This window comes from Solibacillus sp. FSL R7-0668, from assembly GCF_038006205.1.
In the GTDB taxonomy this organism is placed as follows: domain Bacteria; phylum Bacillota; class Bacilli; order Bacillales_A; family Planococcaceae; genus Solibacillus.
The window spans coordinates 1,526,172-1,552,417 of sequence record NZ_JBBOUU010000001.1; the positions used below are offsets into that span (position 1 = coordinate 1,526,172).

Sequence of the window (26,246 nt, forward strand, 5' to 3'; positions counted from 1 at the left end):
GATGGAAAAAAGTGAGGAATCGTATGGAGCAATTAACATTTAGTGAATTACAACATTACCTAGCATTAAAATACAAAGAAGGACGTACTTCTTCTGCATTATTCATGAAATTAGTAGAGGAAATTGGTGAGGTTGCAGAAGTATTAAATCAATTAGAAGGTCGCAAGCAGCTGACTTCAGATGCTTCCTTAGAAAAAGAATTAGTTGATGTTTTACATTATGCGATCGCTATTGCTAGTGTAAATAATATTGATTTAACAAAGGCAATTATCGAAAAAGATAGGGAAGCAGCAATAAAATATAATCAAACGCCAAATTTAGAGGAATTTTTAGTAGCACATAAAGTAAAATAACGATTTTCAACTTAAACAACACCAAACCAAACACGAAAAGCGAATCTAAAAGCGTTTCGTGTTTTTGATTAACCATTATTTCGCAAACCCAAAATCAACGCGACTTATTGTAAAATAATAGAAAGAAAGGTGGAATCATAAATGTTTTTAAAATCCGCTACGATCAAAAGAGAAATCATCCCAAATTACGAGGAATACCCGTTTTCTATTCCGTTTGTGCGCGCTTTGGATGAGCTGGATTTAGATACGCCGATTACGTTTTTTGTAGGGGAAAATGGCGCGGGTAAATCGACATTACTTGAAGCCATTGCCGATCAAATTGGCTTTAATCCAGCAGGGGGGAGCACGCAAAACTATCGAGTGTTTGACGTTCATAAATCTGAAGCCGCGCTTGGCGAATATGTCAAGCTTGCGTGGTGGCCAAAAGTGACGAACGGCTTTTTCTTACGCGCGGAAACGTTTTATCAATTTGCCTCACATGTGGATGAAACGGATGTGTATGGCTACCCATCCTATGGTGGGAAATCACTGCATCAGCAATCACATGGCGAATCGTTCTTTTCGTTATTCCAGAATCGCTTTCAAGGTAATGCCATCTATTTATTGGACGAGCCTGAAGCTGCACTTTCTCCGACGAGACAGCTGGCATTTCTGACGTTATTACATGACTTATTAAAAGAAGGGAATGTGCAGTTTATTATCGCTACCCATTCGCCGATTTTGCTTGGCTATCCGGATGCTCGAATTTATCATTTTCATGAAAAAGGTGTTGAAGAAATAGAATACGAACAGACGGAGCATTATCAAGTGACCTCATATTTTTTACAGCACCGCGAGAAGATGTTGGCCCAATTATTTGAGGAAGAAGAGGAATGATTTGAATCTTTCGATAATGCTGAACCGTATATGAATAAAGGGGCGTGAATGTTATGGGAAAATATTCATTAACACAATTTGTACAAAAAACGAAGCAGGATGAACACGAAAACGAATTTTTTGAACTCGAAACCGAGCGCGTATTAGAGGTCAATTTGAACGGTGAGGTATGGGCAAAGATGGGCTCGATGATTGCGTATACAGGCTCGATTAAATTCGAACGTGAGCGAATGCTGGAGCATGGGGTTGGCAAACTGTTTAAAAAGGCATTAACAGGTGAGGGTACACCACTGATGCGCGCAAAAGGCAATGGTCGCCTGTATTTAGCCGATCAGGGCAAAAAGGTAACGATTTTTGAATTGAATGGGGAAAGTCTATGTGTCAATGGTAATGATTTACTGGCATTTGAAAATCGGATAAACTGGGATATTCATTTAATGCGTAAAATGGCAGGTATTATGGCGGGTGGTTTATTTAATGTGACCCTACAGGGGACTGGCATGGTCGCGATTACAACGCATTTTGAGCCACTAACCTTACTCGTTAAGCCGGGAGAAAAAGTGTACACCGATCCCAATGCTACCGTTGCGTGGAGCGGTAATTTAACGCCAGAATTTACAACGGATATTACAATGCGCACACTGATTGGTCGTGGCAGTAATGAGTCGATACAAATGGCATTTTCAGGCGAGGGCTTTGTCATTATTCAACCATTTGAGGAAGTATATCTAGCTTCACAGCAATAAGCTTAGACAGTTCCCAAATTTCGGTATAAACTAAAGCTAAGAGGGGGCGTTGACATGGAGTGGCAACAATTACAGCTGATGACAGAAAACTACAAGCTACAACTACTTGAAGCCGAGAAACTACATAAAAAGCAAACAACCGTAGAACGTTTAATCCAACATGCAGAACGTGAAATTGAGCATTTTGAACAAGAAATGCAGCAGGCACGTAAAGCATTAAATAAATTAGAGCAGTCATCGTTCATCAATTTATTCCGCAATTGGTCAGGCAAGCGCGATGAACTCATCGAGCAAAATTTAGACCGAGTTGCTGTTACCGAATTAAAGCTGATCGAAGCACAATTAATGCTTGAGGATTTACAGGACGATGTAGTCGATATTGTTCATAAGTTAAATGCCATCAATGAGCCGTATATTGAACAGGAACTTCAAAAATTAACGAACGAAAAGAAGCTGTGGCTAGCAGAGCATGCCCCACAGCTTGCGGAAAAGCTAACAGCCATTGCCGAACAGCAAACATTATGCAAGCAGCTTACAAAGGAAATCCAGGAGGCTATTGATGCTGGGAATGCTGCGTTAAGCGCATTAACTGATGCTGGCTTTGCGTTACATGAGGCAGATTCGTATTCAACATGGGATACCTTTTTAGGTGGGGGCTTTATGGCAACAGCGATGAAGCATGAAAAGCTAGAAATGACTAACAGCTATATTCATAGCGCACAAATGGCACTGCAACGCTTTAGCAATGAGCTGTTAGACGTCAAGGATATGCGCAATGAGACAATTGAGATTGGTACAGACGGCTTTGTAAAATTTACTGATTTCTTCTTTGATAATATTTTCACGGATTGGTCCATTCATTCGAAAATTACAACCGCCATGAACCAAATTTCACGCGTACAAGATGATGTCGCAAACACATTGCGCGAATTGCAGCAAAAATTAACGGTCACGCTGAAAAAAGAAGCCGAACTGATTGCAGCGCGTGAAGCGATTCTTAATACCGACACGTCAGCATTGTTTTTTGAAAAATAGGGGCGTACAATAAGGCGTATATTTTATTTAAAGTTCTTGTAGTAGAACCAAATCAAAGGAGTCTTTTAACATGAGTCGTTTAGTAGAAGAATTTTTAGAATTAGTGCAAATTGATTCTGAAACAAAGCATGAACAGGTAATTGCACCAATTTTAGTGCAAAAATTAGAGGCAATGGGCTTTGAAGTATTCCAAGATGATGCCCACACACGCAATGGTCATGGTGCGGGCAACATTATCGCAACATTAAAAGGTGATGAGTCTATCGAGCCAATTTACTTTACGGTGCATATGGATACAGTTGTACCGGGCGTTGGCATTAAGCCTGAAATTCGTGAAGACGGCTATATTTACTCGGACGGCACAACGATTTTAGGAGCAGACGATAAAGCAGGGATGGCGGCAATTTTCGAAATGGCCCGTCGCATCAAGGAAAAAAATATTGCACACGGCACAATCCAGTTCATCATTACAGCAGGTGAAGAAAGTGGCTTAGTGGGTGCGAAGGAATTAGATCCAGCACATATTATCGCAAAATACGGTTTTGCGGTAGATAGCGACGGTAAAGTAGGGGGCATTGTTGTCGCAGCGCCATTCCAAGCAAAAGTGAATGTCAAAGTATTCGGTAAAACAGCACACGCTGGTGTTGCACCTGAAAAAGGCATTTCTGCGATTACCGTAGCAGCAAAAGCCGTAGCGCAGTTAAAGCTAGGCCGTTTAGATGAAGAAACAACGGCAAATATCGGACGTTTCGAGGGCGGAAAAGCTACAAACATCGTCTGTGATGAAGTAACGATTTTTGCAGAGGCACGTTCAATTGACGAAGCGAAACTAAATGCTCAAACAGCACATATGAAAGAAACATTCGAGCGTGTCGCAAAGGAAAACGGCGCACGTGCAGAAGTAGAAGTTGCCTTATCATACCCAGGCTTCCGCGTAACTGAAGCAGATAAAGTTGTACAAATCGCACTAGCTGCAGCGAAAGCAGTTGGTCGTGAGCCACAGCTAGGTATTTCAGGTGGCGGTAGTGATGCCAATGTTATCGCAGGCTTCGGAATTCCTACCGTAAATTTATCGGTTGGCTATGAGGAAATCCATACAACAAACGAAAGAATGCCAGTACAAGAGTTAGAAAAATTGGCAGATTTACTTGAGCAAATTATTATTGAAACAGCTAAATAAGAGGTGATTTTATGGGCTTTGAAAAAGCAGTTGTTTTTTTATGTGGCACGGAAGAATATGCGGTACCTGTTGACCAAGTTGTTTCAATTGAAAAGCTTGAGCGGGTTACACCGATTCCGCATTTGCCGAATTACTTGTTAGGCTTTACACGACTTCGCGGTGAATTAACACCGGTGATTGATTTTGGGCGCATTTTATACAATAGCCCAACAAATACCGCTACATCAAAGGTCATCGTATTATCGACAGATGTTGTCAATTATGGCTTGCTGGTGGCAGATGCGCGGGAAATTATTGATTTAGAAGCGGATGTACTTAAGCAAATGGGGCTTGTGAATTATGAGAAGACGAAATATTTCACTGCGGTTGCCAATTTAGAGGACCGTATGATTTCATGCGTCGATCCAAGCATTTTAGTGAATTCATTAGAGGGTATTCGAGAAATTATCGAATACTTACATAAAATGCTGGAAAATGAGGAAGCGAAGGCTTAAAACAAAATAAGGAGTACAAAATCAGGGGAAGATTTTGTACTCCTTTATTTATGCGGAACCATGTGTATTTTTCTTTGCTTGTTTGCGGTAAGCGAGTCCCGTAATCGCAAAAACGAATACGGAAATAATACTTAATGTTAACACTAAATTATCTTCCACCCAGGAAATATTGCCTAATATGAAGCCACTACCTAGCCAGACCGTTGTCCAAAGTACAGCGCCAATAAAGTTATAGCGCAAAAATGTGCCATAGGAAAAGTTTGTATAGCCAGAAATAAATGGTGTCATCGTGCGCATTAATGGGACAAAGCGAGAAAAGGTAATGGCGGCACGGTCATATTTCTGCAAAAAGTTTTGCGCCTTTTGCGTCGATTCCTCTGAGACAATACGCAGGAGAATATTGCGCTTCGGTGGAATTTTTCGCACAGAACGCCCAATCAAATAGTTACTACTATCGGCAAGCGTAGTCGCCACAATAAATAAAAAGAATAAAATCAGAAAGTCTAGTTTTCCAAGGGCTGCCAATGTTCCACTCGTGAAAACAGTGCTATCTCCTGGTAAAAATGTTAAAATTACAAAGGCCGTTTTCGTAAAAACAACGGCAAATAGTAGAAAATAAATATAGAAGCCAAGCTCCTTTATATAATAGAAAATAATTTGGTCAATTTCACGTAAAAATTGAATGAAGTCTATAAGCATAGGAAAATCCTTTCAACCGAGATATTAGTATTATAGCCGAAATCGCCAGCTTTTCGTATGGTTCAATACGATTAGAACGTAAAAATGACTTTCGCATGAAATGAAGGCGAATCTAAGCCACCAGCTCTATGAAATAGGAGGATAAGATAATGGATATTGAAAACCGCCCAAAATTAAAAATCCCAAAAACAAAGATGGAATGGCTAGCGGATGGCATTGGCTACTTGTCACTGTTATCCATGTTTGCTATTTTGATTATGCAATGGGGGGCTTTGCCAGAGGAGATACCCGCTCATTTTGGTGCAAATGGCGAAGTGGATCGCTGGGGTTCCAAATGGGAGCTCTTGATTTTACCAGGTATTGCGATTGGCTTGAATATTTTTCTCATGATATTTGAAAAATTTCCGCAAGTACATAATTATCCAGAGCGATTGAACGAATCGAATGTGGTCGCATTTTATACTAATAGTCGGCAAGCCATGAATTATATGAAAAATATTATTAACCTATTATTTACCTATCTTGTGTATAATACGATTTCGATTGCGTTGAGTGGGACTGATAAACTTGGCTGGCCATTTTATTGTATACTAGGGCTGTTATTTGTGGTGCTCGGCTGGAAAATCGTAAAATCGATGAAAATAAAATGATGAGGTGTATGAAATGAAAGCGTATTTAGCAAATGGACTATTTTCAATTGGAGACCGCTATGTCAATGAGGTCATTGCCCGTGAATTGCGCGCGGCGATTCCACAAATTGACTTGTATGTCCCGCAGGAAAATGATGCCATTAACGATAAAAATACCTATGCAGATAGCTTAGCGATTGCAGAGGCTGATTTAAATAGTTTAAAGGAAAGTGATGTTTTAATCGCAGTGATTGACGGTGTGGAAATCGATTCGGGCGTTGCCGCTGAAATTGGTGCGTTTTCGATGCTTAACCGTCCAATTGTGGCACTGTTTAGTGATGTACGCCAGCAAGGTCGAACTAATAGCAAGAAAATTGATGCGCTCATTGCAGATGGCACAGAAAATCAGTTCATTTACCGCAACTTATTTGTCGTAGGTTTGATTAAGCAAAATGGCGTTATTGCCTCGACAATTGAGGAAGTTGTGGAGCAGGTGAAGAAAGTAAGAAAATAATAGAGGGAGCTGTGTTTCTTAGGAGATGCAGCTTTTTTATTTCTGTGAAAAAATATTTATAGAAAAACTTACATATTTATGGCATTTGTTCGTCTAGTAGGGTAAGAGAGGTGACGCACATGGATTTTGAGAAGCTGTACAGCGACGAGTTTCATTCGACCTATGTATTTATACGCTATATGGTGGGGAATGCGGAGCTTGCAGAGGATTTTACACAGGAAACATTTCTACGTATTTTAAAAGCGAAAAATTTAGCGTTGGTTACGAATGCCAGTGTTTATACTCGGCAAATCGCCCGTAATCTTGTCTATGATTATTATCGAAAAAAAGCACTTATTAAATGGTTGCCGTTTTCAGCATCGAATGAGCAGCACGAAATTACGTATGTTCCAGAGGATTGGCTCGTGCAGCAAGAGCAGCGGAAAATGTTGTTTGAAGCATTACAAAAGCTAAAGCCATTACAGCGCGAAATTATTATTTATCGCAAAATTGAAGAGCGCTCGATTGAAGAAACATGTAACATATTGGGACTTACGGCGATGAAGGTTGCTAACACACAGCGAAGTGCGATGAAAAAACTCGAACAATTACTAGGAGGTGTACGTGATGAAGCTTGATGAACGATTAACAGATCTTCAAAATCACCCAGAGGATGAACAGTTAAAACACAGCATTCGCGAAAAATTAGATATGGGCGATAAGCGAAAACAGTGGAATTGGTTAGGTAGTCGTTTTGGTGAGGTCAGCTTTGGGCTACTAATCCTATTTTTAGGTAGTTTTTTGCTCTATACCTCGATGCAACCAACCCATCAAGCAAGCTCTGAATCGATTCAAGCGATTTATTCGTATAAAAGTAAAGATGCGGATGTAGCTTTTCGCGCGAAGCCATCAGTAAATTATATAGGCATGGAAAATGTGACGACAGAAAACCTTGTCCTCCTATTTGAAACCCTAAATGAGCTCCCTGAAATTTCACCGCAAACAAAAAATTATGGAGATTATGAATTGGTGGTCGTTTATGAAAATGGAGAACAGCGCCGATTTGAATTGGATGCAAGTTATTTATATGATGTTGATGAGGATGTTTATTATCCAGGCTACAATCAAATGTCCGCTAAGATAGATTCGGATCTTTATGAAGCGCATTATGAGAATAAGCTGCCGATTTATCTCATGACGCCTCTAATATTTCTATTAATTGGCGGGATCGCTTTGTTTTATAGTCGAAGAAAAATAGAACTGCCAAAGCCAAGTAAATCGAGGTATGTGGTATTAGTTTCGTACACACTGACCATATTGGGGATTTTCTTATATGCATATAATAATGGTCTACTGTATTTCCCGTACCTTTTACTTGTCATTTTCGCATTGGCCTACATGATGTGGTGGTCTATAAAGCGTGATGTGACCAACCCAGTGATTTTAAAGGTAGAGAAATTTAGAATGATCGCGCTTGTCGTAATTGTGGTAGTATTTTTGTTGTGGGGGTAGGTAAATCATGATTTCAGAAAAACAATGCCCAATTTGTCAGGGCAACAACGCATGTAATGTAGCAGATGCACAAAATTGCTGGTGCATGACTGCAAAAATCCCTCAGCTGGTGAAGGATCAAGTGCCGACAGAGCTGAAAGGCAAGAGCTGCATTTGTGCCGCTTGTGTGGAGAAATACAGTATAACAAACGAAACACCTAGTCGATAATGGCTAGGTGTTTTTGCTTAACTTATAATTTGCGGTACTTTTTCTGAGCCAATAAATTTAAGACAATAAATGCAAGGATAAAGCCGATTAAAATAACAATATGCTTTGTATAATCACCTAAGCCTTGCCCCATATGCATAATGCCCTTTAAAGCATCCGCCGTGTAATACAGTGGCATCAAATAGGAAAGATTCTTCAGCCAATTTGCCATGCCATCCATTGGAAAAATACCGGAAAAGAAAATTTGTGGCTCAATGACAAGCGGTATAAATTGAATCATTTGGAATTCAGAGCTTGCAAATGTTGACAAGAGAATCCCAGGTGATATTTTTACAAAAATGTAAACAATTATAAATTATTCTTACCTGCTACTTAATATAAAAAGTGAAAAAAAGGGAACAAAATTTATGACAAAGAGTCTAAATAGTCAGAGATGTTTAATAAAGAAGGTGGGATTTTGTTGAAACGAAATAAAGTCATTTCCATTGTACTGATTGTGCTGCTTTCAATTATGGGGGTGATAAGCTACGGGATTTATTGGGCTTTTTTTGATATGAATCGCTTACCATCAGGGGAGTATTTAACAGAAGCCACCTCACCTGATGGCAAGTATACCGTAAGAGCCTATGTTTCAAGTACGAGTTTAAGTGCAGATGCGGTGAGAGGCGAGCTTGTGTTTCATGAGAAGAAGGGAAAAACGAAAAACATTTATTGGAATTACCGAGAGTCGCATGCAACCATCGAATGGTTGGATCACCAAACGGTTGTGATCAATGGACACAAGCTACATGTGCCTGGTGATAAATATGATTTTCGGAGGGAATGATCAGCCTAATCCCGTAACATGGCGTTGATCACCTCAATCGATTGCTTTGGTGGCTATGAGGGGTGTGGTGTTAATATAGCTTTGTCATATAGTTTGATCAAAAATATTTCAGAAACCAGCGTTTTTCTATAGATAAAAGGGGCTCCATTTTGAAAAAAGACTGATCAAAATGGAGACTTCCAATGCTTTATTCCACGCCTTTTAAAAATATTTGTGAAAAACGCTCCATAAGCTCCATTCTCTTTTTAATATCAATTTTATTGGTAAAGGTAATAATTCCATTGATCGTTGTCGCTGCAATTTGACTAACAGATGCTACATCTTCAATAGCCCATTCATTTTCCTTATTTCCAGCACTAAATATTTCGTAGTAAGTGTTTAAATAGCGTTGTTCAAGCTCATTTATTTTTTCTTCAATTTGTTTTGATTCGTGTTCTCCAGTGTAAAATTCCATAATTGCTGTTTGTAGCGGATAATAGAACTCGGTTTTCACAGATAATTCGTTATATAGATAAAATTTTTCTCGATTGCTCTTGCATTTTTTCTCTTCCTCACGCCATGTTGCATACCATTCTACATCTTCCATATTAAGAATTTCCAAAAAGAGATTTTCTTTTGTTTTAAAATGATAATATAAATTCCCTTTACTGCTGCCAGAATATTTTACAATATCCCCAGTTGTAGTAGCGTTATATCCATTTTTAATAAATAGTTCTTTTGCTGTCTTTAATATCTTTTCTTTCAACTTTTTCACTCCTACTATGAAGAAATTATCATTCATTATAACATATACAATTAACAATTCATTTTATAGCTTACCCCAGCTTGTATTTCCGTTTCCCATCTAAAATCGAGTAAGATTCACTTGAAAAGATAAATCGTATAAGTTATACTCCTGAACAGACCGTACAGTCGGTTTGTAAAATAGCTGTATTTTAAGGAGGAAAAATTAAGATGACTTCATTTTTTTCGAAAACGTCAAATATGATGACAACAAAGCAACGATGGACTGCTTTGATTGTTCTTGCGGCTAGTTTATTCGTAGTGATGATGGATATGACGATTCTAATCATGGCTCTACCCGATCTTGTAAGAGAATTACAGCCTACAGCAACTCAACAGTTATGGATTGTTGATATCTATTCACTCATTTTAGCTGGTTTTATTATTCCTATGAGTAATCTTGCTGATAGATGGGGGCGTAAAAAGGCTTTACTAACCGGATTTACTCTATTTGGCTTAGTATCTTTACTCATATTTTTTGCAGAAAGTGCATCCTTTGTAATCGCTATTCGATTTCTTCTCGGAATTGCGGGGGCTCTAATCATGCCAACGACACTTTCTATGATTCGTGTAATCTTCGAAAATCCTAAGGAAAGAGCAACGGCATTGGCTGTATGGTCGATTGTTTCTTCTGTGGGTGCTGTATTTGGCCCAATTATTGGAGGGGCTTTACTTGAAAAGTTTTCATGGCATTCAGCCTTTTTAATTAATGTTCCATTCGCTATACTCGCTGTCGTTGCGGGTCTATTCTTATTGCCTGAATCTCGGGTAGTAAAATCACAGTCTCATAGTTGGGATATACCGTCTACTTTTTTATCTGTCACAGGTATGATTGCATTTGTTTGGAGTATTAAAGAATTTTCAAAAGAAGGGCTTTCTGAATTAACACCATGGATTGTTATTGTAGTTGCCTTCGTTATGCTCATATTGTTTGTAAGACGCAATTTATCAAGCTCTGAGCCAATGCTTGATGTAAGGCTATTTAAGAGTCGATCATTTTCAGCTGGTACGATTGCGGCATTCATGACTATGTTTGCAATGGCTTCTGTTCTCTTATTAGTCGCGCAATGGTTACAGGTCGTTGAAGGACTTTCACCATTTAAAGCAGGATTCTATCTGTTACCAATGGCATTAGGAGCAATGATTTTCGCTCCAATCGCTCCGGGATTAGCCACACGTCTAGGGGCAAGAATTGTACTACCAATTGGAATTGGAATTGCAGCTATTGGCATGTTCGTTATGTATTTCTTTGGACATCCGTTAACCTATCCAACTTTAGCTATAGCATTATTATTAGTCGGAGCTGGTACTGCTTCGTTAGCTGTTGCTTCGGCACTCATCATGTTGGAAACACCCACATCAAAAGCTGGAAATGCTGCAGCTATTGAAGAGTCCATGTATGATCTTGGAAACGTGTTTGGTGTCGCTATTCTCGGAAGTCTTGCATCATTGCTTTATCGCTCCTATTTAGATATTGCAGCATTTTCATCCAATGGAATTGTTGGTGAATTAGCGCATGTAGCTAACGAATCTGTTGTAGGAGCTGTTGAGGTGGCTAAGATAACGGGCTTGACTCAGCTTGCTACAGATGCAATCGCCGCGTTTAACGACTCTTTTATAACAGCAGCCCTAATCGGTGGAATTATCATGATGATTGTAGCAGTTATTGCCTTCTTTTTAATTCCTAAATCCCTGGATATTACGAAGCAAGGAGATCATTAACAAACGACTATATACATCTAATGTTTTTTTGGAGAACGTCTTAATTTGCATATTCATCACCTCAAGTAAACGATAATATTGGAGTGCACTCTAAGGTCAAGTGAAGATAGTTAAATTTGGATATATTGTGAATTATTTAAATACCAAAGATTAATAGGAACAAATTGTAAGTGATAGCGTTTCATCAATGAAGGAGGTAAAAATCAGACAAATAAACTACATGAGGTGAGTATTTTGGATTCACAACAATTATTAACTATTAGTAACAATTTACTTCTTGGTGGCTTTATCTTATTGCTAATCGCGATTGTTCCACTCGGGCTCTCTGTCAAATCAAACAAAGCACTATTTGGGAAGCTGGGCATTGTGATTACGTATGCAGCATTTATTTTACAGCTTGGTTATTTTAGTACGAGATGGGTCGCTGTCAAGCATGCGCCTGTAAGTAATATGTTTGAGTTTGTAACATTTTTTGGGATCATGCTGATTGGCGGCTTTATACTAATTTATCACATGTATAAGCAAGTGATCGTCGGTTTATTTGTTATTCCGATTTCACTCATCATTATTGGCTACGGCAGTGCTTTTTCTAGTGAAGTTTCGCCATTAGTGCCATCATTAATTAGTAATTGGCTTACGATTCACGTTATTACGGTTGCCATTTCGAGTGCCATATTATCGATTTCGTTTGCGACTGGGATTATGTATCTTTTAAAGGTGCTCGATGTGACGAAAAAAACAATCAGCACACGTGCATTAGAATTCGTGCTGTATTGTTTAGTTGTGGTCATTGGCTTTGTTGGTGCATCGACGGTATTTGGCTTTGCAATGGAGCCTGTTACAATTACGTACAAGGATGTACAAGAAAAAGAAAGTACCGCGATTTATGAAATGTATCCGCTCATTGTGAACGAAAATCCGGAACAAATAGGGCTTATGACAATTACGAATAAGATTGATGCAGCAAAACTAAATTCCATTGCATGGGCTTTTATTGTCGGAACAGTGTTGTACATAATGCTCCGTCTGATCACAAGAAAGAGTATAAGTATGCTGTTAAAACCTCTAACAAAACGGGTAAATGCTAATTTGATGGACGAAATATCATACCGTGCCGTTGTCATTGGTTTCCCACTATTTGCTCTTGGTGGCTTATTATTTGCGATGATTTGGGCGCAAATTGCATGGGGCAGATTTTGGGGCTGGGATCCTAAAGAAGTATGGGCGCTCATTACGTTTCTGTTTTATGCAGCAATGTTACATTTACGATTATCGAAGTCATGGGAAGGTGAAAAGACTGCATGGATGGCGATTATCGGATTTAGTATTATTGTATTCAATCAAGTTTTCGTAAACCTTGTTATCGCAGGGCTTCATTCGTATGCATAACTTTGAGTAAGCGCAATTTATTTTAAAGAAACAAAGAGAAGCGTCAGAAAGTTAAATTCTTCTGACGCTACTTTATTGACATGGCTGCTAAAAACCATCACTTTTTAGCTTAATTTTCAGGAATAATCGTTATTGCAACAGTTCTAGTTGGTGCTTCTGGATTATTACTTGGTGCGCGGAAATATTTAGTCATTAATTCATTGAGCTCGTTTTGGAATTGAGTGAAATGGTTTTCATCTATCTTTAATTCCACTACAGAAAAGGTGGATCGATCCTCTCGAGAATTTTCTTCCTCTAATTTTTCAAGATAATCTTTGTATTGAGTCATAAGTAATAATTGATAGTAAGAAATGTAATTTAGCTTTTCCTCGGTAGATACTTGATTCCATTCATCACCATCAATTTTAATCTCATTTTCATTAATAGCGTAATATTTTTCAGAAACAGATTTCACTTTTTTTTCTTGAATGATGCTAATGATACTAGCATCAACTAAAATTTGGATTTGTCTATATAATGTGGCTTGGGGGACATCTTTGAGCATTTTCACCATCTCTAATGGGGTAAGCCCGTGTTCTCTGTTACGAAGCAGTGCTTGGCAAATTTTAATTCTTACAGGATGCATTAAAATATCAACTTTATTTTTCATCGAATCACCTATTTTTATTATCATTATAAATAATAAGAATAATGATTGCAATTTTCCATTCAATTCATTATCATTATTGATAATGATAATATGGGAGGTGAAATCAATGCAATTACATTACGGTATAGACGATTTGATGAAAATTGATATTTGGTCTTTTTTACCGATTATTTTACCGATTTTAATAATAGGTGCACTTTTAATCTTCATTGCTTTAGTTGACTTGTTTCGACATAGAGACACTCGAAAAAATGTTCTGATCTGGACATTTGTGATTCTATTTGTTAATACATTAGGACCGATTTTGTACTTTATTTTAGGAAGAAAGGATCGTGAAACGCTTTGAAATTAGAGATTAAAAATATTTCAAAAGCATTTAATGAAAAAATGGTAATCGACAATTTTTCGATGGAATTAGAAAGAGGAGAATGTGTCGGTTTAATTGGTCCTAATGGCGCTGGAAAATCGACTTTAATAAAAATTATTTCAGATGTCATTTATCCAGATAAAGGGGAGGTCCTATTAAACGGCGTAAATGTGTCAAAGATGAAGGAAGAAATCGGTTACTTACCACAATATCCAAACTTTTTTCATTGGATGACAGCTCAAGAAACGCTAATGTTCATGGGGCAACTTTCAGGTTTGAAAAAAGAAGCATTAATAAAGATCATTCCAGAAATTTTAGCTAAAGTTGGACTAAAGGAAGAAGGAGAATCTAAAGTCGGTAACTTTTCTGGGGGAATGAAGCAACGATTGGGGATAGCACAAGCATTAATACATAAACCATCATTACTAATAATGGATGAACCTGTATCTGCATTAGATCCAGTTGGGCGCAGAGAGGTGCTAAATCTTATCGAAGAAATAAAACAAGACACAACCATCTTATTATCCACCCACATTTTAAGTGATGCTGAGGAAATCTGTGAACGCTTTATCATGATTAAAAAAGGTATGAAAGTAGAGGATGCGCCGATAACAGAGCTTTTAGGACGCAATAGTAGTAACCAAATTCATTTAACCATTACTGCAAATGATGTTAATTGGATTGATACTGTAAGAAGCTTGCCTTATGTAGAATGGGTTGAAGTGGTCGGGCATAAAGCCAAAATTCAAATTAGTAATATCGAAAAAAATAAGAATAGTTTACTTGAAAATGCGCTTTTGCACAATGTGAATTTAATTCATTTTGAGATTTATAGTGAATCCTTAGAAGATATCTTTTTAAAATTGGTGGTGCAAAAATGAGCAAATGGATCGTGCTAATGAATAAAGAATTTAATCAAATGGTTCGTGATTTTAGAATCATTTGGCTTCCAATCACATTTATGTTTTTAGGCGCAACGCAACCATTGGTCAATTATTATTTACCCTCAATATTAAAGGCTTTAGGAGGTAGTCAGGGAATTACAATTGACCCAAACATGGCTCAGCTAGAGGGAGGTGAAGTATTAGCGAGTACGTTAGCTTCACAATTTGATCAGCTTGGAATCATGATATTGGTTATGGCTATTATGGGAATTATTCAAACAGATAAGTCAAACGGAATGCTGGCCTTCATTTTAACCCGACCTGTTGCAGTAACCTCTTATATTGCGAGTAAAATTGTTGCAAACTATCTATTAGTGGCCTTTAGCATTGCAGTTGGCTATTTTACTTCAAATATTTATGTAAATTATCTCTATTCTTCGGTTCCATTTTCACATGCTATGATTGGATTTATTTTTTATCTTGTATGGGCCTTATTTATTGTAATTTTCACAACATTGATTAGCACTATTTTCAAAAGTCAGGGTGTTATTGCGTTAATTTCAATTGGAACTCTTCTAGGCTGTAGATTAGTTATTGGTCTAAGTCCGATAGTAGATTTAGTAAATCCTGCTGTAATGAGTAAATATGCAATCGAATACTTGAGTAATGGGGTGAGTTATTCGAACATATTGAGTGGAAGCCTTTTTACGTTTGCATGGCTATTCGTAATACTGATTACGATTCATTATTGGATTTATAATAAAAAATTTATTATCGAATAATGAATTTTTTATAAGGGAAGTGGCATGCGTCTATATCGGGCTATGCCACTTTTTAACGTTACAAAACCAATCATGTCATAATCCGTGTTTCCAGTAAAAATACTTCCCATGACCATCTGTTTGCTGCAGTGTTTTCTTTGATTGGGTAACCCCTTGATTAATGAAATCTACATGCAAATCCGCATCATATATATTGTTATAAATATGATAAATGCTGTGCTGGTTACTCATTTGTGCTAGCAGCTCGAGTAAATCCGCTTTGAGCTGTGTTGGAAATTGATTCGCAACATGGGTGTGGAAAATGACGATTTGTGTTGCTTTGTAAGCTTCATCTACCAATAGTTTGGGTAAGAGCGCGGTGAAATCTCCCGTTAGTAATTGTTTTTCGCATTGTTGGTGAATTCTGCGAGCGATTGCTAGATTTACTTTTCGCTCGATAAGCTCTGGCCAGATTAAACTTTGTAGCCATTGATATTGCGCCTCATCATGTAAGTTAATAATATTTAAATCGATGCCAATGCGGTTTTGGATAATTGGCTTTTGCGTGAAGACAATCGGTTCTCCCAAATTTTTAGCTTGTAGGGTTAATGGACTTGTTTGGTCACCCAACGTAATCGTTTCACCTTGATGAATACTGTAATGATAGTGATCTACATTTAATAATAAACCGGCGCTTGTTCCGATTTCGATTAATGTTAATGGTTTTTTTGCTTGTGCTGAAATTTCAGACAAAAGGGGGTATAAATAGCTTGCTCGCTGGACTTCATTTGTTTGGACGAGCTTCGTTTGAAAGAGCTGTAAAAGTTCCTGTTGATACTCTGCACAAAAGGCAATAAGTAGTTGAAAGCTTTGTTCTAGATTTGCGTCTTGTGGTTTGTCAAAGACTTGTTTCAACGGTGTTTCTTTTTGCATCGCTAAGTGTTGAACTGATGCAAAAAATAGATTGGGCTTTGGCTGTGTGGGTGGAATATGGCTAATCAAGTTTAAAAGGGGCTCATTTGTAACAATCTGCCGGCACCAATAGGCATATATTGGACTTTTTCCTTGCGCCTCCTGTTCAGCAAAGCGTAAAAAAGTTGCGATAATTTTTTCCATAAGGACACCTCATTTCGTTGATGAAGTTATTGTATAATGGATATTAGATTAAATAAATTAATAAAATTTAATGTATTTGATTAATGATATTAATCAAAAGGGGTGGCTAGAGGATGGATTTAAAATGGCTAAAAACATTTGTAACGGTCTATGAAGAAGGGAATTTTCGTGCTGCGGCAGAAAAGTTATTTATCTCACAGCCAAGTATTACGGTCCATATCAAAGCATTAGAAGAAGCGTTACAGGTGGCGTTATTTCAGCGTGAACATACGAAAGTAAGCGTTACGACAGTTGGCGAACACTATTATCCGATTGCGAAAAAAATCCTAGCGCAAGTAGAGGCAAGTAAAACGGAGATTCGTACCGTGGCAAGCAATCAGAAAACGCGACTCGTTATCGCACTTTCTTCCGCGCTCATTTCAACTGATTTATTGAAGGTGATTCATGATTTCATTGAATCACACCCAAATTATGAGGTTGAAATGATGATGCAGGATGGCAATTATTTAGATGGACTATTGAAAAGTCAGCAGGTCGATGTCGTCATTAGTTTACAAAAAACAAAGTCAAAGGACCTGCATTCGGAGCGACTGATTCGTTCTCCGATGAAGCTTGTTTATTCGACCAAACTACCTTTAGAAGGCCATCATTATGATCAGCAGCTAAAGTGGCTATTCGAAAATTATCCGCTCTATATGGGGTATTTAGATGAACATGCGCCCATTGTAGAAAGCTTGGAAAGTGAGTATTTCGTAAGGCGTTATAATAAGGTGCATGACAGTATTTTTGCGATTAAGCTTATTAGCGAAGGGCTAGGGATCGGGCTATTACCGGAATTTCAAATCAAAACCGAAATAGCAGAGGGCAAGCTAAAGGTGCTCGATATCGGCACAATTGCTTCTATATATTCGGTTGATATTTATATGAGCCATTTGCGGAATCAAGTGAAATGGAGTGAGTTTTTTAGTTATTTGAGAGAGCGGTTTGGGTAAGTATAACCTATTTTGAGGTTCATCACCGACATAAGGGGTGGATTTTTACAATTGTCTATAGATAGGCGGTATGAATGACCACTTTACGTGGAAATATGCTCGATATTTGATTTTTATGCTCGGTTTTATGTTATTTGTGAGGTTAGTATAAATAATGGACACGTAATTGCGAGCGTATGTATGATAAGACTAATACATTAAAGGACGTGTTCAAAATGAGTAAAAGACCCACACCAGAGTACAAAGAGTATGTCATAAAGCTTGTAGTGGAAGAAGGGAAAAAAGCCACTCAACTAGCCTATGAGTTAGGAATTGGAGAATCTTCTATTCGACGCTGGGTAAAAGAATATCGCGATCAAAAGGCAGCCGAAACAGAGGGTATTCAGTATGTCACACCGACAGAGTTAAAACGAATGCAAAATGATTATGAAAAGAAATTGTGTGCACTCGAGGAGGAAAATGCCATCTTAAAAAAGGCGATGCACATCTTTGCGAAAAACCAGCCGTAATTTATACCTTTATTCAAGCACATGTAGGTGAATTTACGATTGTAAAGATGTGTGACGTACTTGGTGTCTCCAAAAGTGGCTACTATAATTGGCTTCAGAAACAATCCGCTCCCCTAACAGAACGAGAAGAAAAGGAAATTGAAATTACTCAAAAGGTACATCAATCCTTTCATGAAAGCTATGGTACATATGGTAGCCCTCGTATTCGAAAGGATTTACAAGAATGGGGATATGTTTTATCTCAAAAGAAAATCGCGAATTTGATGCGAGAGCTCGGTCTATGTGCTGTGATCCCTAAACAATATCAACGAACAACCAATTCCGATCACAACCACTTTATTTATCCTGATTTAGTGAAGCGTGACTTCGATGTGAAAGAGCCAAATCAAGTGTGGGTGGCGGATATTACGTATATACGTACGATGCAGGGGTGGCTTTATTTGGCGAGCATTATGGATTTATACTCACGCAAAATTATTGGTTGGGCAATCGCTGACCACATGAAAGAAGCATTGGTTTTAGAGGCATTGGAAAAAGCGTTACTAATAAGAAAACCACCAGCAGGTTGCATTCATCATTCCGACAGAGGGGTACAATACTGCTCAAACGCGTATACCAATCGATTAAAAGAACACCAGATGGAAATAAGCATGAGTAAAAAAGGAGATCCTTATGATAATACCTGCATCGAGTCATTCCATTCGACCATCAAAAAAGAATGTATTTATCGTCAACGATTCCAAACAAAACACGAGGCCAAGCAAGTAGTTCAAGCCTATATCATTGAGTTTTATAACAAGAAAAGACGTCACTCTACATTGGGATATGTGTCTCCCAATCAATATGAACGAATCAACAACCCAAAAGACACATCTAGCCGCTCAAAATCCGCTTAGAGGTAGTTGTATCGTTAAGCTCCATTTTGGAGGTTAACGATACAACTACCAGACCAACCGAAGGGCGGTAGTAATAAAATGCTCGATTTTTTATGTCCATTTTATTGACTTAAGACCATTTGTGATCGAATTTTTAGTTTTATGCTCGATTAACCTTATTTTACCATTATTTTCAGTATAAACGCACATAATAAAGCATTTTGAAACGAATTGAATGCACAGAGGAATGAATTTACATGTCATCCTCAACTTATGATAGATTGGCCTAATTCAAGGTTTATATGTTAAAATATAACTATCTTATTGAAAGGCGTGATTGAAATGGAAAATACGTTTAATTTGTATCAGTATAGTCATTTTAATGGAGGACATTGCGAGTAACTCATCAAATCGAGGAATTTTTTGAATGCTTGCAAATTAGAAACGTATTGGGGGAGCATTCATGTTAAGTAATCAGGGATTTAATTTGTGGGCAGATGAATATGATAAAACAGTTCAGTTAAGTGAGGAAAATAATCTCTATCCTTTTGCAGGCTATAAGGAAGTATTAAATGTGATTTTTAACGAAGTCATGCAAAAAGATAATTCAGAAATTTTAGATATCGGTTTTGGGACAGGTGTATTAACAAGCAAATTGTATGCAAATGGACACCAAATTGATGGCGTGGATTTTTCATCGAAAATGATTGCCATTGCACAATCGACTATGCCCGATGCCAATTTGATGGAATGGGACATATCAATGGGTCTCCCTCCACAGGTACTTGGCAAAAAGTATGATGCTATCATTAGCACGTATGCATTGCATCACTTAACAGACGAAGAGAAAATCGCATTCATAGCCAAATTAAGACCTTTGCTCAAGGAAGATGGCAAAATTTTTATTGGTGATATTGCTTTTGAAACAAGAGAGCAGCATAAGCAATGTCGACAAGAAAGTATTGAATATTGGGATGACGATGAATTTTATTTTGTTTATGAAGAAATCCGTTCCTTATTGGAAGATGAGTGTGACTTTTATCCAATTTCACATTGTGGTGGGGTATTGATTCTTTAAATAAATACGCAATATATGGGAGTGGCAAGATAACTTTAGCTACTCCCTTTTTTGCGATTTGTGGTGGTTTCTCAAAAAAGGATAAGCGGAATGGGAAATAGAAATTGTATAATGAAAAAAATTATACTGGAGGATTACAGGATGAATTCAAATGTGAGGGATCTATTCAAATCGATTGAATCAAATGACGTGGAAGCATTACACAAAGTACTTATTTCAAACCCTGCCTTAGCCAATAAAGAAAATGAGCAGGGGTTAACGCCTTTAGGATTTGCTGCGCATTTTGGAAATAAGGATATTGTACAACTTCTATTAAATTTCAATGCAGATATAAATGCTGTTTCCCATTCTAAGATAGAATATATCCCATCAAATACAGCTCTGCATGCAGCCATTGCAGGAACACGAAATTTAGAAGTCATTGAACTACTTTTAAATAATCAAGCGAACACAAATATCTTTGATAGCAATGGTCATACAGCTATACATACGGCTGTGTTTCATGATGATAACATCGAACTAATTAACCTTCTTATTAAACATGGGGCCTCTGTTCAAGCAAAGGCTGAAGGTGGAAAAACGGCATTAGAATTAGCAATCGAGCTAGGGAGCCATCAAGTAGCTGAAAAATTACGCCACGTTATTGAAACTGCCTAATTTCTTTGAGGAGATATTTGGAAAAATATAAAAACCTAAAGCAAGGGGAAATTCATTTGAAAGTCCGTCTGTCAGAGTATGATGAAAATTGGAGACGAATGTTCGAAGAGGAAGCTCAATTTTTAAGAGAACTATTTAGTGATGAAATTATTGAAATTGAACATTTTGGTAGCACCTCTGTACCAGGCATGAAGGCAAAACCTGTTATTGACATGATGTGCCTTGTTCAGGACATCAAGAAAATGGATGCGTTCAATGTTCAAATGAAATTGCTTGGATATGATGTTGCAGGTGAATGGGGCATACCCGGCAGACGACTATTTAGAAAAGGTGGAGAAACGAGAACCCATCATATCCATGTTTATCAGTACGATAATCTTCAAATTAAACGACATTTGGTGCTACGAGATTATTTAAAAAAGCATCCAGAAGAGGTTAAACAATATAGTAGTTTGAAAGAAGAATTGGCTCAACGCTTTGAAGATACGGCTTACTACAGCAAAGCGAAAAAACCTTACGTGAATGAATTGGAACAACGGGCATTGAATTGGTTTGAATAACAAGGAACATAGATGATATTTTAGTCGGTGTTCCAGAAACGAACTAGATACATTTACTTGTTTAGCATTATTTACCGGTGAACCTTATTATAAGTGTTCGTAGAAAATAAAATGGAATGTACGCATTGTAACTGGAAAAATAGGGGGCTAGGTTATGAATACTTCTGCATGGCAGCATGATAAATGGACGTGGAAGGAATTTACGTTATTGTTATTGCTCGAATTCATTTTCGTCATTGTGGTTGTTAAATACGGCGTCCAATCGCTATATCAAACTTGGTTTAATAATACCTTATATTCAGGAACACTGACTGGACTAACCATAGCGATTGTACTGATGGTGGGATTGTATTTTATCGCCCTGCGCCCGCAAAAGCTTTCCTGGGGGGAAGTCGGGATAAAAAAATTTTCCGCAAAGTATTGGTGGAAGATCCTGATATGGTTATTAATAACGGTTGTTTTAAGTGTCGCAGTATTAGTACTAACAAGCGCATTAGGGAATAGCATAGACAATAGCAAGACCGAAAGCCTCCAACAAAATATTAATTGGTTTACGATTCTCATTGGAATTATTTCTGCGGGCATCATCTCACCAATTTACGAAGAGATATTTTATCGGGGGTTTATTTACCGCTGGATAAGAGTAAGGCTTGGTGTGAAATGGGGGATTTTGCTTAGTTCACTAATCTTTACAATCGCGCATTTTCCAACTTTAAATGCAATGCCAGTGAATTTTATCACCGGTGTGATGTTTGCATGGGCATATGAAAAGACGGGTTCTGTAATTCCAGCGATGATTATTCATGGGGTATTTAATACGATAGCCGTTTTATTGACAGTTACAGGATAAGATTGGCTATGAAGATTATTGATTGCTATTCTTTATTTAGGATACGTTCATCGTCCTTTATTTAATTATAAAGGTTGGATGAGAAAAACGGTGAGTCGTATCATAAGTAAGTGCGGTCACATAAAAACGAAGGAATTCAATTAGATTCCTTCGTTTTCTGTTTGAATGATTTCTAATTTACCCTGTGATTGTTCAATGTCTAGTTGAGCCAGTAAGTAATCTTTTACAATACTTAAAATATCATTTTCATTTAACCTGAAATAGTTATGCTTCAAGCTGTAACACGACCTTCGTAAAATTTTTAAAATCGTCGATATGTTCATTAATGTATTTGTCAAATTCGCATTGATGATTCCCGCTTTTTGTAATAACTTAAAACTTACATGGCGAGCTTTTGGAACACCAAGTTTTTGTTCACTTACAATATGCATCGCTAAATCGATACTTGCTTCACAGGCACGCTGAATATTTAAGATGATACTTTCTTGTTTTGTGAGCTCTCTTAGGTTGTCGGGATTACCCTCATGAATTCGGTTCATTCATCGCTATAAACACTTCCCAGTTCTTTAATTGATTCTATTATCCTTAATCATTTGTCGCAGAAATAAGCTAGATCAATATCACTTTCATGATGATTTGTTCCTTTTACATTAGAGTCAAATAAAATGATGAAGCAAGGATTAAGTGCATGATTTAAATGTTCAAATAGTTGCTGCTGAGTTTCTTGCTTGAACATGCTAGCACGGTCTTTTCTTTATTATATACGTAGATGAAAAAAACGTAATTACAATAGTAAGTAAAACCATATCACTGGTGATGGTAAGCAATTAATTAGAACTACCTATTTTTAACAAGTCATTCGCCAAATTAATCAAACCCCGGTTTCCTTCATCACCGCCAAATCCTCTCATAAAGTGCTCCACCCGAATCTATTTGAATCATTTAAACATCAGGATTCGTTAATTGCGCCCATTGTTCAAAACCAAAATTTGATGAAAGTAGGTTTAACAGTAGTGCGCTAAGATTGCCGTGTGTCACCAGTGCAATTGTTTGGATATCTTCAGTATTTAGCTCATAAAGCAAGGAAAGAATGCGCGTGGTCGCTTTCAGGCTCGATTCGCCACCAGGAAATTCTAGATGCATATCCTTAAAGCTGCGTTGTAATTTGTCTTTCCAATCGGGTAGATGCTTTGCGCTTAAGACCCGTTCCTTTAAACGATCATCGATTTCAATGTGAAGATTATGTTTTAGCGCATAAGGCGTAATGGTATGGATTGTTCTTGTAAAAGGGCTGGAGATGATTCGGTCAATCGGGTACGTTTCTAGAAAATCGGCTAATTGCTGTGCTTGTTCCAATCCAGCTTCTGTTAATGCTGCTTCGGGTTCTTGTCCTTCTGCTGCGCAATGTCTAATTAATAGGAACTTGGTCAAATTGTATCCCTCCAAATTGAAATTTAGTAGCTGTATTATTCAAACTATACTCCTTAAACGGATGCCCGAACAATGTAACGGGAAAAGCACCTACTTTTTAGATTTCGCTGAATCTGCCTGTTTCCTTACTAAAAAATAGGCAGTAATATAAGCCGTAATTGGAATAACGAGTGTAACGCCAATCGCTGCACAACAAATCGTAATCAATTCACTGCTGAATACTTTTGAATTGACGATTTCCCCTAATGAATAAGAAAGATCCTTAAACCAGATCAGTAAGGCTAAGTAACCACCAAAAAAAGCGAAAAATAAGGTATTGGTACTCGTCCCTAAAATATCTCTCCCTATACTTAAACCAAATCGAAATAGCTCTTTTCGGTCAATATTTGGGTGATGATAATGCATTTCTCGCATAGGTGAAGCAATGGCGATCGCTGCATCTGTAATGGCACCAATCGTACTCATAATAATGACGGATACCGCGATTTTGACAAAATCAAGCCCTATATAAAATGAAAACATGCCCATTTCCTCGGTTTCCTCTTCACCAAAGCCCTGTATCATCGCGCTATTTGTGATTATAGAGATTAAGATGACTAATACAATGGTCGTCAGTATCGTTGCTAAAAAGGCTGTTTTCGTTGTCCAGTTTACTTCATTAATGTAAAAAAGGTTAATACAGCTAATGAATACACAGGCAATTAATGTTAAATAGACCGGATTGATAGTAGGGTCATTCATAAAGAACAAGGTGATGATTATAACACCGAAATTTAGAAACAAGGCAATAAATGACCGAATCCCTTTTCTCCCACCGATGATTGCCATAAATACGAATAACAGTCCGGCAAGTAAAACTAATACATTCATTGCTGCGCCTTCTTTCTAATCACAAAAAATATTGCGGTATAAAGACCAATTGGAATCGTAAGGACAATTCCAATGCCACCTGCTAGTGCACGTACTAACTCAAGAGATAGATTCAGTGAAAGTGTATAGCCAAACGTAGACGCATTTTTGAAATAAAGTAATAGGATAGGGATCGATCCACTAACATAGGCAAAGAACAAAATATTCGTCATTGTACCCATAATATCCTTTCCGATTTCCAAGCCTGATTTTGTAAGAGCTTTAACTGAGATCGTCGGGTCTTTTTCATACAACCCAAAAATCGAAGAAGACATCGTAATCGCAACATCCATGACAGCCCCTAAAGCGCCGATAATTAAGCCTGCTAAAAAGACCGTTTTATACGGGCGCGATATAAACTGCAATTCCTCATAACGAAGGCCATTTTCGCCCGTAATGACTAAAGCGATATATGTAATGAGAAGCGATGTAAACGTCCCAATCAATGTGGCAATTATCGCAGAGAATGTTTTTTCGTTTCGACCATTTACGAGTAATAGAGAAACGACGGTAAATACAATAACGCTAGCCCCACAAATCCATAATAAACTTTGATTGGCCGATTGAATATAAATATCGAGTGCAAACCAAAGGATCGCCGCGTTAAAGGCTAAACTTAAAACCGATAATAAACCTTGTCTTTTGCCGACGAGCAGCAGTACAAAAATAAATACCCATGCAATGAGGACTAAATATTTATCCCGCTTCACACCAGTAATCGTACCGCTTTGCTCCTGACTTGCTTGCAATTGTGTATCGAATGAAACGAATACTTCGCTGCCTACCTCAAACTTTTGGTCAAATGCTTGAGATTTAGAATAGTCATTTGTTAAATGGATGAGCGTGCCTTTTTCAACACCGTTTTTCACCTTAGCGATTAACTGCTGCGTATATAAAACGTCTTTGTTTTGAAAATTATCTTCTACATTTGTTGTACTGACTATTGTTACATCAACCACCTCTGCAATTGTGCTTTTATAGAAGGCATAATTGTGATGAACAAATACAAGCGAGCCGATGAATAAAACGATGAGCACAAGCGTAAATAGGCGTTGTTGCCAGGATGTTTTTTGATAGAGCGGTTGAAGCGACGGCATGTGCACACCTCCTGTAAATAATATAGGTAACAGTTCACACTATACCAAAAAATGATGGAAATAGCGCAAAAGAAGCGATGTTTACGCATCATTACTAAGAAAAAGGTGTAGAAAACCAAATATTCACTAGTTATCTTCGTTCTATATTTTGAACCTCTTTGGCTGTAAGTGTAACATCCTTAATAAACATGCCTTTGTTTAATTTGTAGGTGATTGAGCTGATATCTTCGCCTGAAATTTTTAGCATAACATCTGTAAAAATTAAATTATTGCCATTCCCATTCCGACTTATACTCTTGATCATTCCTATTCTATCTGCAGGGAATAATTCGAATGTAGCTTTATGGGTTGAAAGATTGGTATGAAGCAGATTGCCGTTCGTGTTGTTTGCATAAGCAGTGATGATGAAATTTAAACCATCGTCTATCAACCCCTTTCACTATAAACACACCCGAGCATACCATTTGGTGAATTTTGAATTGAAGTAATTTTAAGTGATGGATTCATTATATTTATTGATTATCAATTTGGTATATACTTACAATATAAATCTATTTTTTGGTGAA

The 26,246-nt window shown here is 37.6% G+C and carries 34 protein-coding genes; 24 read left to right on the forward strand and 10 right to left on the reverse strand.

Annotated elements, in window-relative coordinates; translation table 11 throughout:
• Positions 1 to 11: 11 nt before the first annotated feature.
• The 6 genes from MKX47_RS07330 to MKX47_RS07355 all read left to right on the forward strand — a co-directional run bounded on the left by MKX47_RS07330 (position 12) and on the right by MKX47_RS07355 (position 4,684).
• On the forward strand, positions 12 to 353 hold the full coding sequence (locus tag MKX47_RS07330) for a MazG nucleotide pyrophosphohydrolase domain-containing protein (protein WP_340772521.1): 342 nt from the start codon (positions 12 to 14) through the stop codon (positions 351 to 353).
• Between the two features lie 141 nt (positions 354 to 494).
• Positions 495 to 1,229 (forward strand): AAA family ATPase, encoded by a 735-nt coding sequence (locus MKX47_RS07335; protein WP_340772523.1) that lies wholly within the window; start codon positions 495 to 497, stop codon positions 1,227 to 1,229.
• A gap of 53 nt (positions 1,230 to 1,282) precedes the next feature.
• Positions 1,283 to 1,975, forward strand: a complete 693-nt coding sequence (locus tag MKX47_RS07340) for an AIM24 family protein (RefSeq protein WP_340772525.1) — start codon at positions 1,283 to 1,285, stop codon at positions 1,973 to 1,975.
• Positions 1,976 to 2,029: 54 nt separating this feature from the next.
• Positions 2,030 to 3,010 carry a hypothetical protein gene (locus MKX47_RS07345; RefSeq protein WP_340772527.1) on the forward strand — a complete coding sequence of 327 codons (981 nt, stop codon included), beginning with the start codon at positions 2,030 to 2,032 and terminating at the stop codon, positions 3,008 to 3,010.
• 70 nt (positions 3,011 to 3,080) lie between these two features.
• Positions 3,081 to 4,190 carry a M20/M25/M40 family metallo-hydrolase gene (locus tag MKX47_RS07350; RefSeq protein ID WP_340772529.1) on the forward strand — a complete coding sequence of 370 codons (1,110 nt, stop codon included), beginning with the start codon at positions 3,081 to 3,083 and terminating at the stop codon, positions 4,188 to 4,190.
• A gap of 11 nt (positions 4,191 to 4,201) precedes the next feature.
• Positions 4,202 to 4,684 (forward strand): chemotaxis protein CheW, encoded by a 483-nt coding sequence (locus MKX47_RS07355; protein ID WP_340772531.1) that lies wholly within the window; start codon positions 4,202 to 4,204, stop codon positions 4,682 to 4,684.
• Positions 4,685 to 4,732: 48 nt separating this feature from the next.
• Here the strand turns inward: MKX47_RS07355 and MKX47_RS07360 are convergent, their stop codons facing one another.
• Positions 4,733 to 5,383: a DedA family protein gene (locus MKX47_RS07360; protein WP_340772534.1), complete on the reverse strand. Its 651-nt coding sequence runs from the start codon at positions 5,381 to 5,383 to the stop codon at positions 4,733 to 4,735.
• 149 nt (positions 5,384 to 5,532) lie between these two features.
• On the opposite strand from MKX47_RS07360, the gene MKX47_RS07365 reads away from it, so the two are divergent.
• The 5 genes from MKX47_RS07365 (at position 5,533) to MKX47_RS07385 (ending at position 8,225) form a co-directional block, all read left to right on the forward strand.
• Complete coding sequence (locus MKX47_RS07365) at positions 5,533 to 6,033, forward strand: DUF1648 domain-containing protein (RefSeq protein ID WP_340772536.1); 501 nt, start codon at positions 5,533 to 5,535, stop codon at positions 6,031 to 6,033.
• Positions 6,034 to 6,046: 13 nt separating this feature from the next.
• The gene (locus tag MKX47_RS07370; RefSeq protein ID WP_340772538.1) at positions 6,047 to 6,526 is read left to right on the forward strand and encodes a nucleoside 2-deoxyribosyltransferase; all 480 of its coding nucleotides are present in this window, start codon (positions 6,047 to 6,049) and stop codon (positions 6,524 to 6,526) included.
• Positions 6,527 to 6,645: 119 nt separating this feature from the next.
• The gene (locus MKX47_RS07375) at positions 6,646 to 7,143 is read left to right on the forward strand and encodes an RNA polymerase sigma factor (RefSeq protein WP_340772540.1); all 498 of its coding nucleotides are present in this window, start codon (positions 6,646 to 6,648) and stop codon (positions 7,141 to 7,143) included.
• Positions 7,133 to 8,017: a hypothetical protein gene (locus MKX47_RS07380; RefSeq protein ID WP_340772542.1), complete on the forward strand. Its 885-nt coding sequence runs from the start codon at positions 7,133 to 7,135 to the stop codon at positions 8,015 to 8,017. Before MKX47_RS07375 ends, MKX47_RS07380 begins: the two co-directional genes overlap by 11 nt.
• Before the next feature lie 7 nt (positions 8,018 to 8,024).
• Positions 8,025 to 8,225 carry a cysteine-rich CWC family protein gene (locus MKX47_RS07385; RefSeq protein ID WP_340772544.1) on the forward strand — a complete coding sequence of 67 codons (201 nt, stop codon included), beginning with the start codon at positions 8,025 to 8,027 and terminating at the stop codon, positions 8,223 to 8,225.
• A 22-nt stretch (positions 8,226 to 8,247) separates the two neighbouring features.
• Here the strand turns inward: MKX47_RS07385 and MKX47_RS07390 are convergent, their stop codons facing one another.
• Entirely contained in the window at positions 8,248 to 8,535 is a 288-nt protein-coding gene (locus MKX47_RS07390) for an ABC transporter permease (RefSeq protein WP_445683573.1), read from the reverse strand.
• A 150-nt stretch (positions 8,536 to 8,685) separates the two neighbouring features.
• On the opposite strand from MKX47_RS07390, the gene MKX47_RS07395 reads away from it, so the two are divergent.
• On the forward strand, positions 8,686 to 9,051 hold the full coding sequence (locus MKX47_RS07395; RefSeq protein ID WP_445683574.1) for a DUF5412 domain-containing protein: 366 nt from the start codon (positions 8,686 to 8,688) through the stop codon (positions 9,049 to 9,051).
• A 187-nt stretch (positions 9,052 to 9,238) separates the two neighbouring features.
• On the opposite strand, the gene MKX47_RS07400 is transcribed toward MKX47_RS07395, so the two are convergent.
• A complete protein-coding gene (locus MKX47_RS07400; protein WP_340772550.1) occupies positions 9,239 to 9,796 on the reverse strand; it encodes a TetR/AcrR family transcriptional regulator in 558 nt (185 codons plus the stop codon).
• A gap of 209 nt (positions 9,797 to 10,005) precedes the next feature.
• Between MKX47_RS07400 and qac the strand changes: the two genes are divergently transcribed.
• Both qac and ccsB read left to right on the forward strand, forming a co-directional pair.
• Positions 10,006 to 11,556, forward strand: coding sequence for a QacA/B family quaternary ammonium compound efflux MFS transporter (gene qac / locus MKX47_RS07405; RefSeq protein ID WP_340772551.1), 1,551 nt, complete (start codon positions 10,006 to 10,008; stop codon positions 11,554 to 11,556).
• 234 nt (positions 11,557 to 11,790) lie between these two features.
• Positions 11,791 to 12,945 (forward strand): c-type cytochrome biogenesis protein CcsB, encoded by a 1,155-nt coding sequence (ccsB, locus tag MKX47_RS07410; protein ID WP_340772553.1) that lies wholly within the window; start codon positions 11,791 to 11,793, stop codon positions 12,943 to 12,945.
• 109 nt (positions 12,946 to 13,054) lie between these two features.
• Here the strand turns inward: ccsB and MKX47_RS07415 are convergent, their stop codons facing one another.
• Complete coding sequence (locus tag MKX47_RS07415) at positions 13,055 to 13,594, reverse strand: helix-turn-helix domain-containing protein (RefSeq protein ID WP_340772556.1); 540 nt, start codon at positions 13,592 to 13,594, stop codon at positions 13,055 to 13,057.
• A gap of 106 nt (positions 13,595 to 13,700) precedes the next feature.
• On the opposite strand from MKX47_RS07415, the gene MKX47_RS07420 reads away from it, so the two are divergent.
• From MKX47_RS07420 to MKX47_RS07430, 3 genes are read left to right on the forward strand one after another with little or no spacing between them, the layout of a single operon-like run.
• Positions 13,701 to 13,940, forward strand: coding sequence for a PLD nuclease N-terminal domain-containing protein (locus MKX47_RS07420; RefSeq protein WP_340772559.1), 240 nt, complete (start codon positions 13,701 to 13,703; stop codon positions 13,938 to 13,940).
• Positions 13,937 to 14,842, forward strand: a complete 906-nt coding sequence (locus MKX47_RS07425) for an ABC transporter ATP-binding protein (RefSeq protein WP_340772560.1) — start codon at positions 13,937 to 13,939, stop codon at positions 14,840 to 14,842. Before MKX47_RS07420 ends, MKX47_RS07425 begins: the two co-directional genes overlap by 4 nt.
• Positions 14,839 to 15,627 carry an ABC transporter permease gene (locus MKX47_RS07430; RefSeq protein ID WP_340772562.1) on the forward strand — a complete coding sequence of 263 codons (789 nt, stop codon included), beginning with the start codon at positions 14,839 to 14,841 and terminating at the stop codon, positions 15,625 to 15,627. The genes MKX47_RS07425 and MKX47_RS07430 overlap by 4 nt, the downstream gene beginning before the upstream one ends.
• 75 nt (positions 15,628 to 15,702) lie before the next feature.
• Here the strand turns inward: MKX47_RS07430 and MKX47_RS07435 are convergent, their stop codons facing one another.
• Positions 15,703 to 16,722 (reverse strand): DUF2332 domain-containing protein, encoded by a 1,020-nt coding sequence (locus tag MKX47_RS07435; protein ID WP_340772564.1) that lies wholly within the window; start codon positions 16,720 to 16,722, stop codon positions 15,703 to 15,705.
• Positions 16,723 to 16,835: 113 nt separating this feature from the next.
• On the opposite strand from MKX47_RS07435, the gene MKX47_RS07440 reads away from it, so the two are divergent.
• The 7 genes from MKX47_RS07440 to MKX47_RS07470 all read left to right on the forward strand — a co-directional run bounded on the left by MKX47_RS07440 (position 16,836) and on the right by MKX47_RS07470 (position 22,243).
• Positions 16,836 to 17,714, forward strand: coding sequence for a LysR family transcriptional regulator (locus MKX47_RS07440; RefSeq protein ID WP_340772566.1), 879 nt, complete (start codon positions 16,836 to 16,838; stop codon positions 17,712 to 17,714).
• A gap of 215 nt (positions 17,715 to 17,929) precedes the next feature.
• Positions 17,930 to 18,223 (forward strand): transposase, encoded by a 294-nt coding sequence (locus tag MKX47_RS07445; protein WP_340772569.1) that lies wholly within the window; start codon positions 17,930 to 17,932, stop codon positions 18,221 to 18,223.
• On the forward strand, positions 18,154 to 19,119 hold the full coding sequence (locus tag MKX47_RS07450; protein WP_340772571.1) for an IS3 family transposase: 966 nt from the start codon (positions 18,154 to 18,156) through the stop codon (positions 19,117 to 19,119). Before MKX47_RS07445 ends, MKX47_RS07450 begins: the two co-directional genes overlap by 70 nt.
• A 442-nt stretch (positions 19,120 to 19,561) precedes the next feature.
• Positions 19,562 to 20,176 carry a class I SAM-dependent methyltransferase gene (locus MKX47_RS07455; protein ID WP_340772573.1) on the forward strand — a complete coding sequence of 205 codons (615 nt, stop codon included), beginning with the start codon at positions 19,562 to 19,564 and terminating at the stop codon, positions 20,174 to 20,176.
• Positions 20,177 to 20,287: 111 nt separating this feature from the next.
• On the forward strand, positions 20,288 to 20,833 hold the full coding sequence (locus tag MKX47_RS07460) for an ankyrin repeat domain-containing protein (RefSeq protein WP_340772575.1): 546 nt from the start codon (positions 20,288 to 20,290) through the stop codon (positions 20,831 to 20,833).
• A gap of 56 nt (positions 20,834 to 20,889) precedes the next feature.
• The gene (locus MKX47_RS07465) at positions 20,890 to 21,393 is read left to right on the forward strand and encodes a GrpB family protein (protein ID WP_340777745.1); all 504 of its coding nucleotides are present in this window, start codon (positions 20,890 to 20,892) and stop codon (positions 21,391 to 21,393) included.
• 154 nt (positions 21,394 to 21,547) lie between these two features.
• Positions 21,548 to 22,243: a CPBP family intramembrane glutamic endopeptidase gene (locus MKX47_RS07470; protein ID WP_340772578.1), complete on the forward strand. Its 696-nt coding sequence runs from the start codon at positions 21,548 to 21,550 to the stop codon at positions 22,241 to 22,243.
• Between the two features lie 140 nt (positions 22,244 to 22,383).
• On the opposite strand, the gene hepT is transcribed toward MKX47_RS07470, so the two are convergent.
• The 5 genes from hepT to MKX47_RS07495 form a co-directional block, all read right to left on the reverse strand.
• Positions 22,384 to 22,782 (reverse strand): type VII toxin-antitoxin system HepT family RNase toxin, encoded by a 399-nt coding sequence (gene hepT / locus MKX47_RS07475; protein WP_340772580.1) that lies wholly within the window; start codon positions 22,780 to 22,782, stop codon positions 22,384 to 22,386.
• Positions 22,783 to 23,185: 403 nt separating this feature from the next.
• Positions 23,186 to 23,674, reverse strand: a complete 489-nt coding sequence (locus tag MKX47_RS07480; protein ID WP_340772582.1) for a histidine phosphatase family protein — start codon at positions 23,672 to 23,674, stop codon at positions 23,186 to 23,188.
• Positions 23,675 to 23,764: 90 nt separating this feature from the next.
• Complete coding sequence (locus MKX47_RS07485; protein ID WP_340772585.1) at positions 23,765 to 24,544, reverse strand: YibE/F family protein; 780 nt, start codon at positions 24,542 to 24,544, stop codon at positions 23,765 to 23,767.
• Positions 24,541 to 25,680 carry a YibE/F family protein gene (locus MKX47_RS07490; RefSeq protein WP_340772587.1) on the reverse strand — a complete coding sequence of 380 codons (1,140 nt, stop codon included), beginning with the start codon at positions 25,678 to 25,680 and terminating at the stop codon, positions 24,541 to 24,543. Before MKX47_RS07490 ends, MKX47_RS07485 begins: the two co-directional genes overlap by 4 nt.
• A 130-nt stretch (positions 25,681 to 25,810) precedes the next feature.
• The gene (locus MKX47_RS07495) at positions 25,811 to 26,110 is read right to left on the reverse strand and encodes a hypothetical protein (protein WP_340772590.1); all 300 of its coding nucleotides are present in this window, start codon (positions 26,108 to 26,110) and stop codon (positions 25,811 to 25,813) included.
• Positions 26,111 to 26,246: the final 136 nt, after the last annotated feature.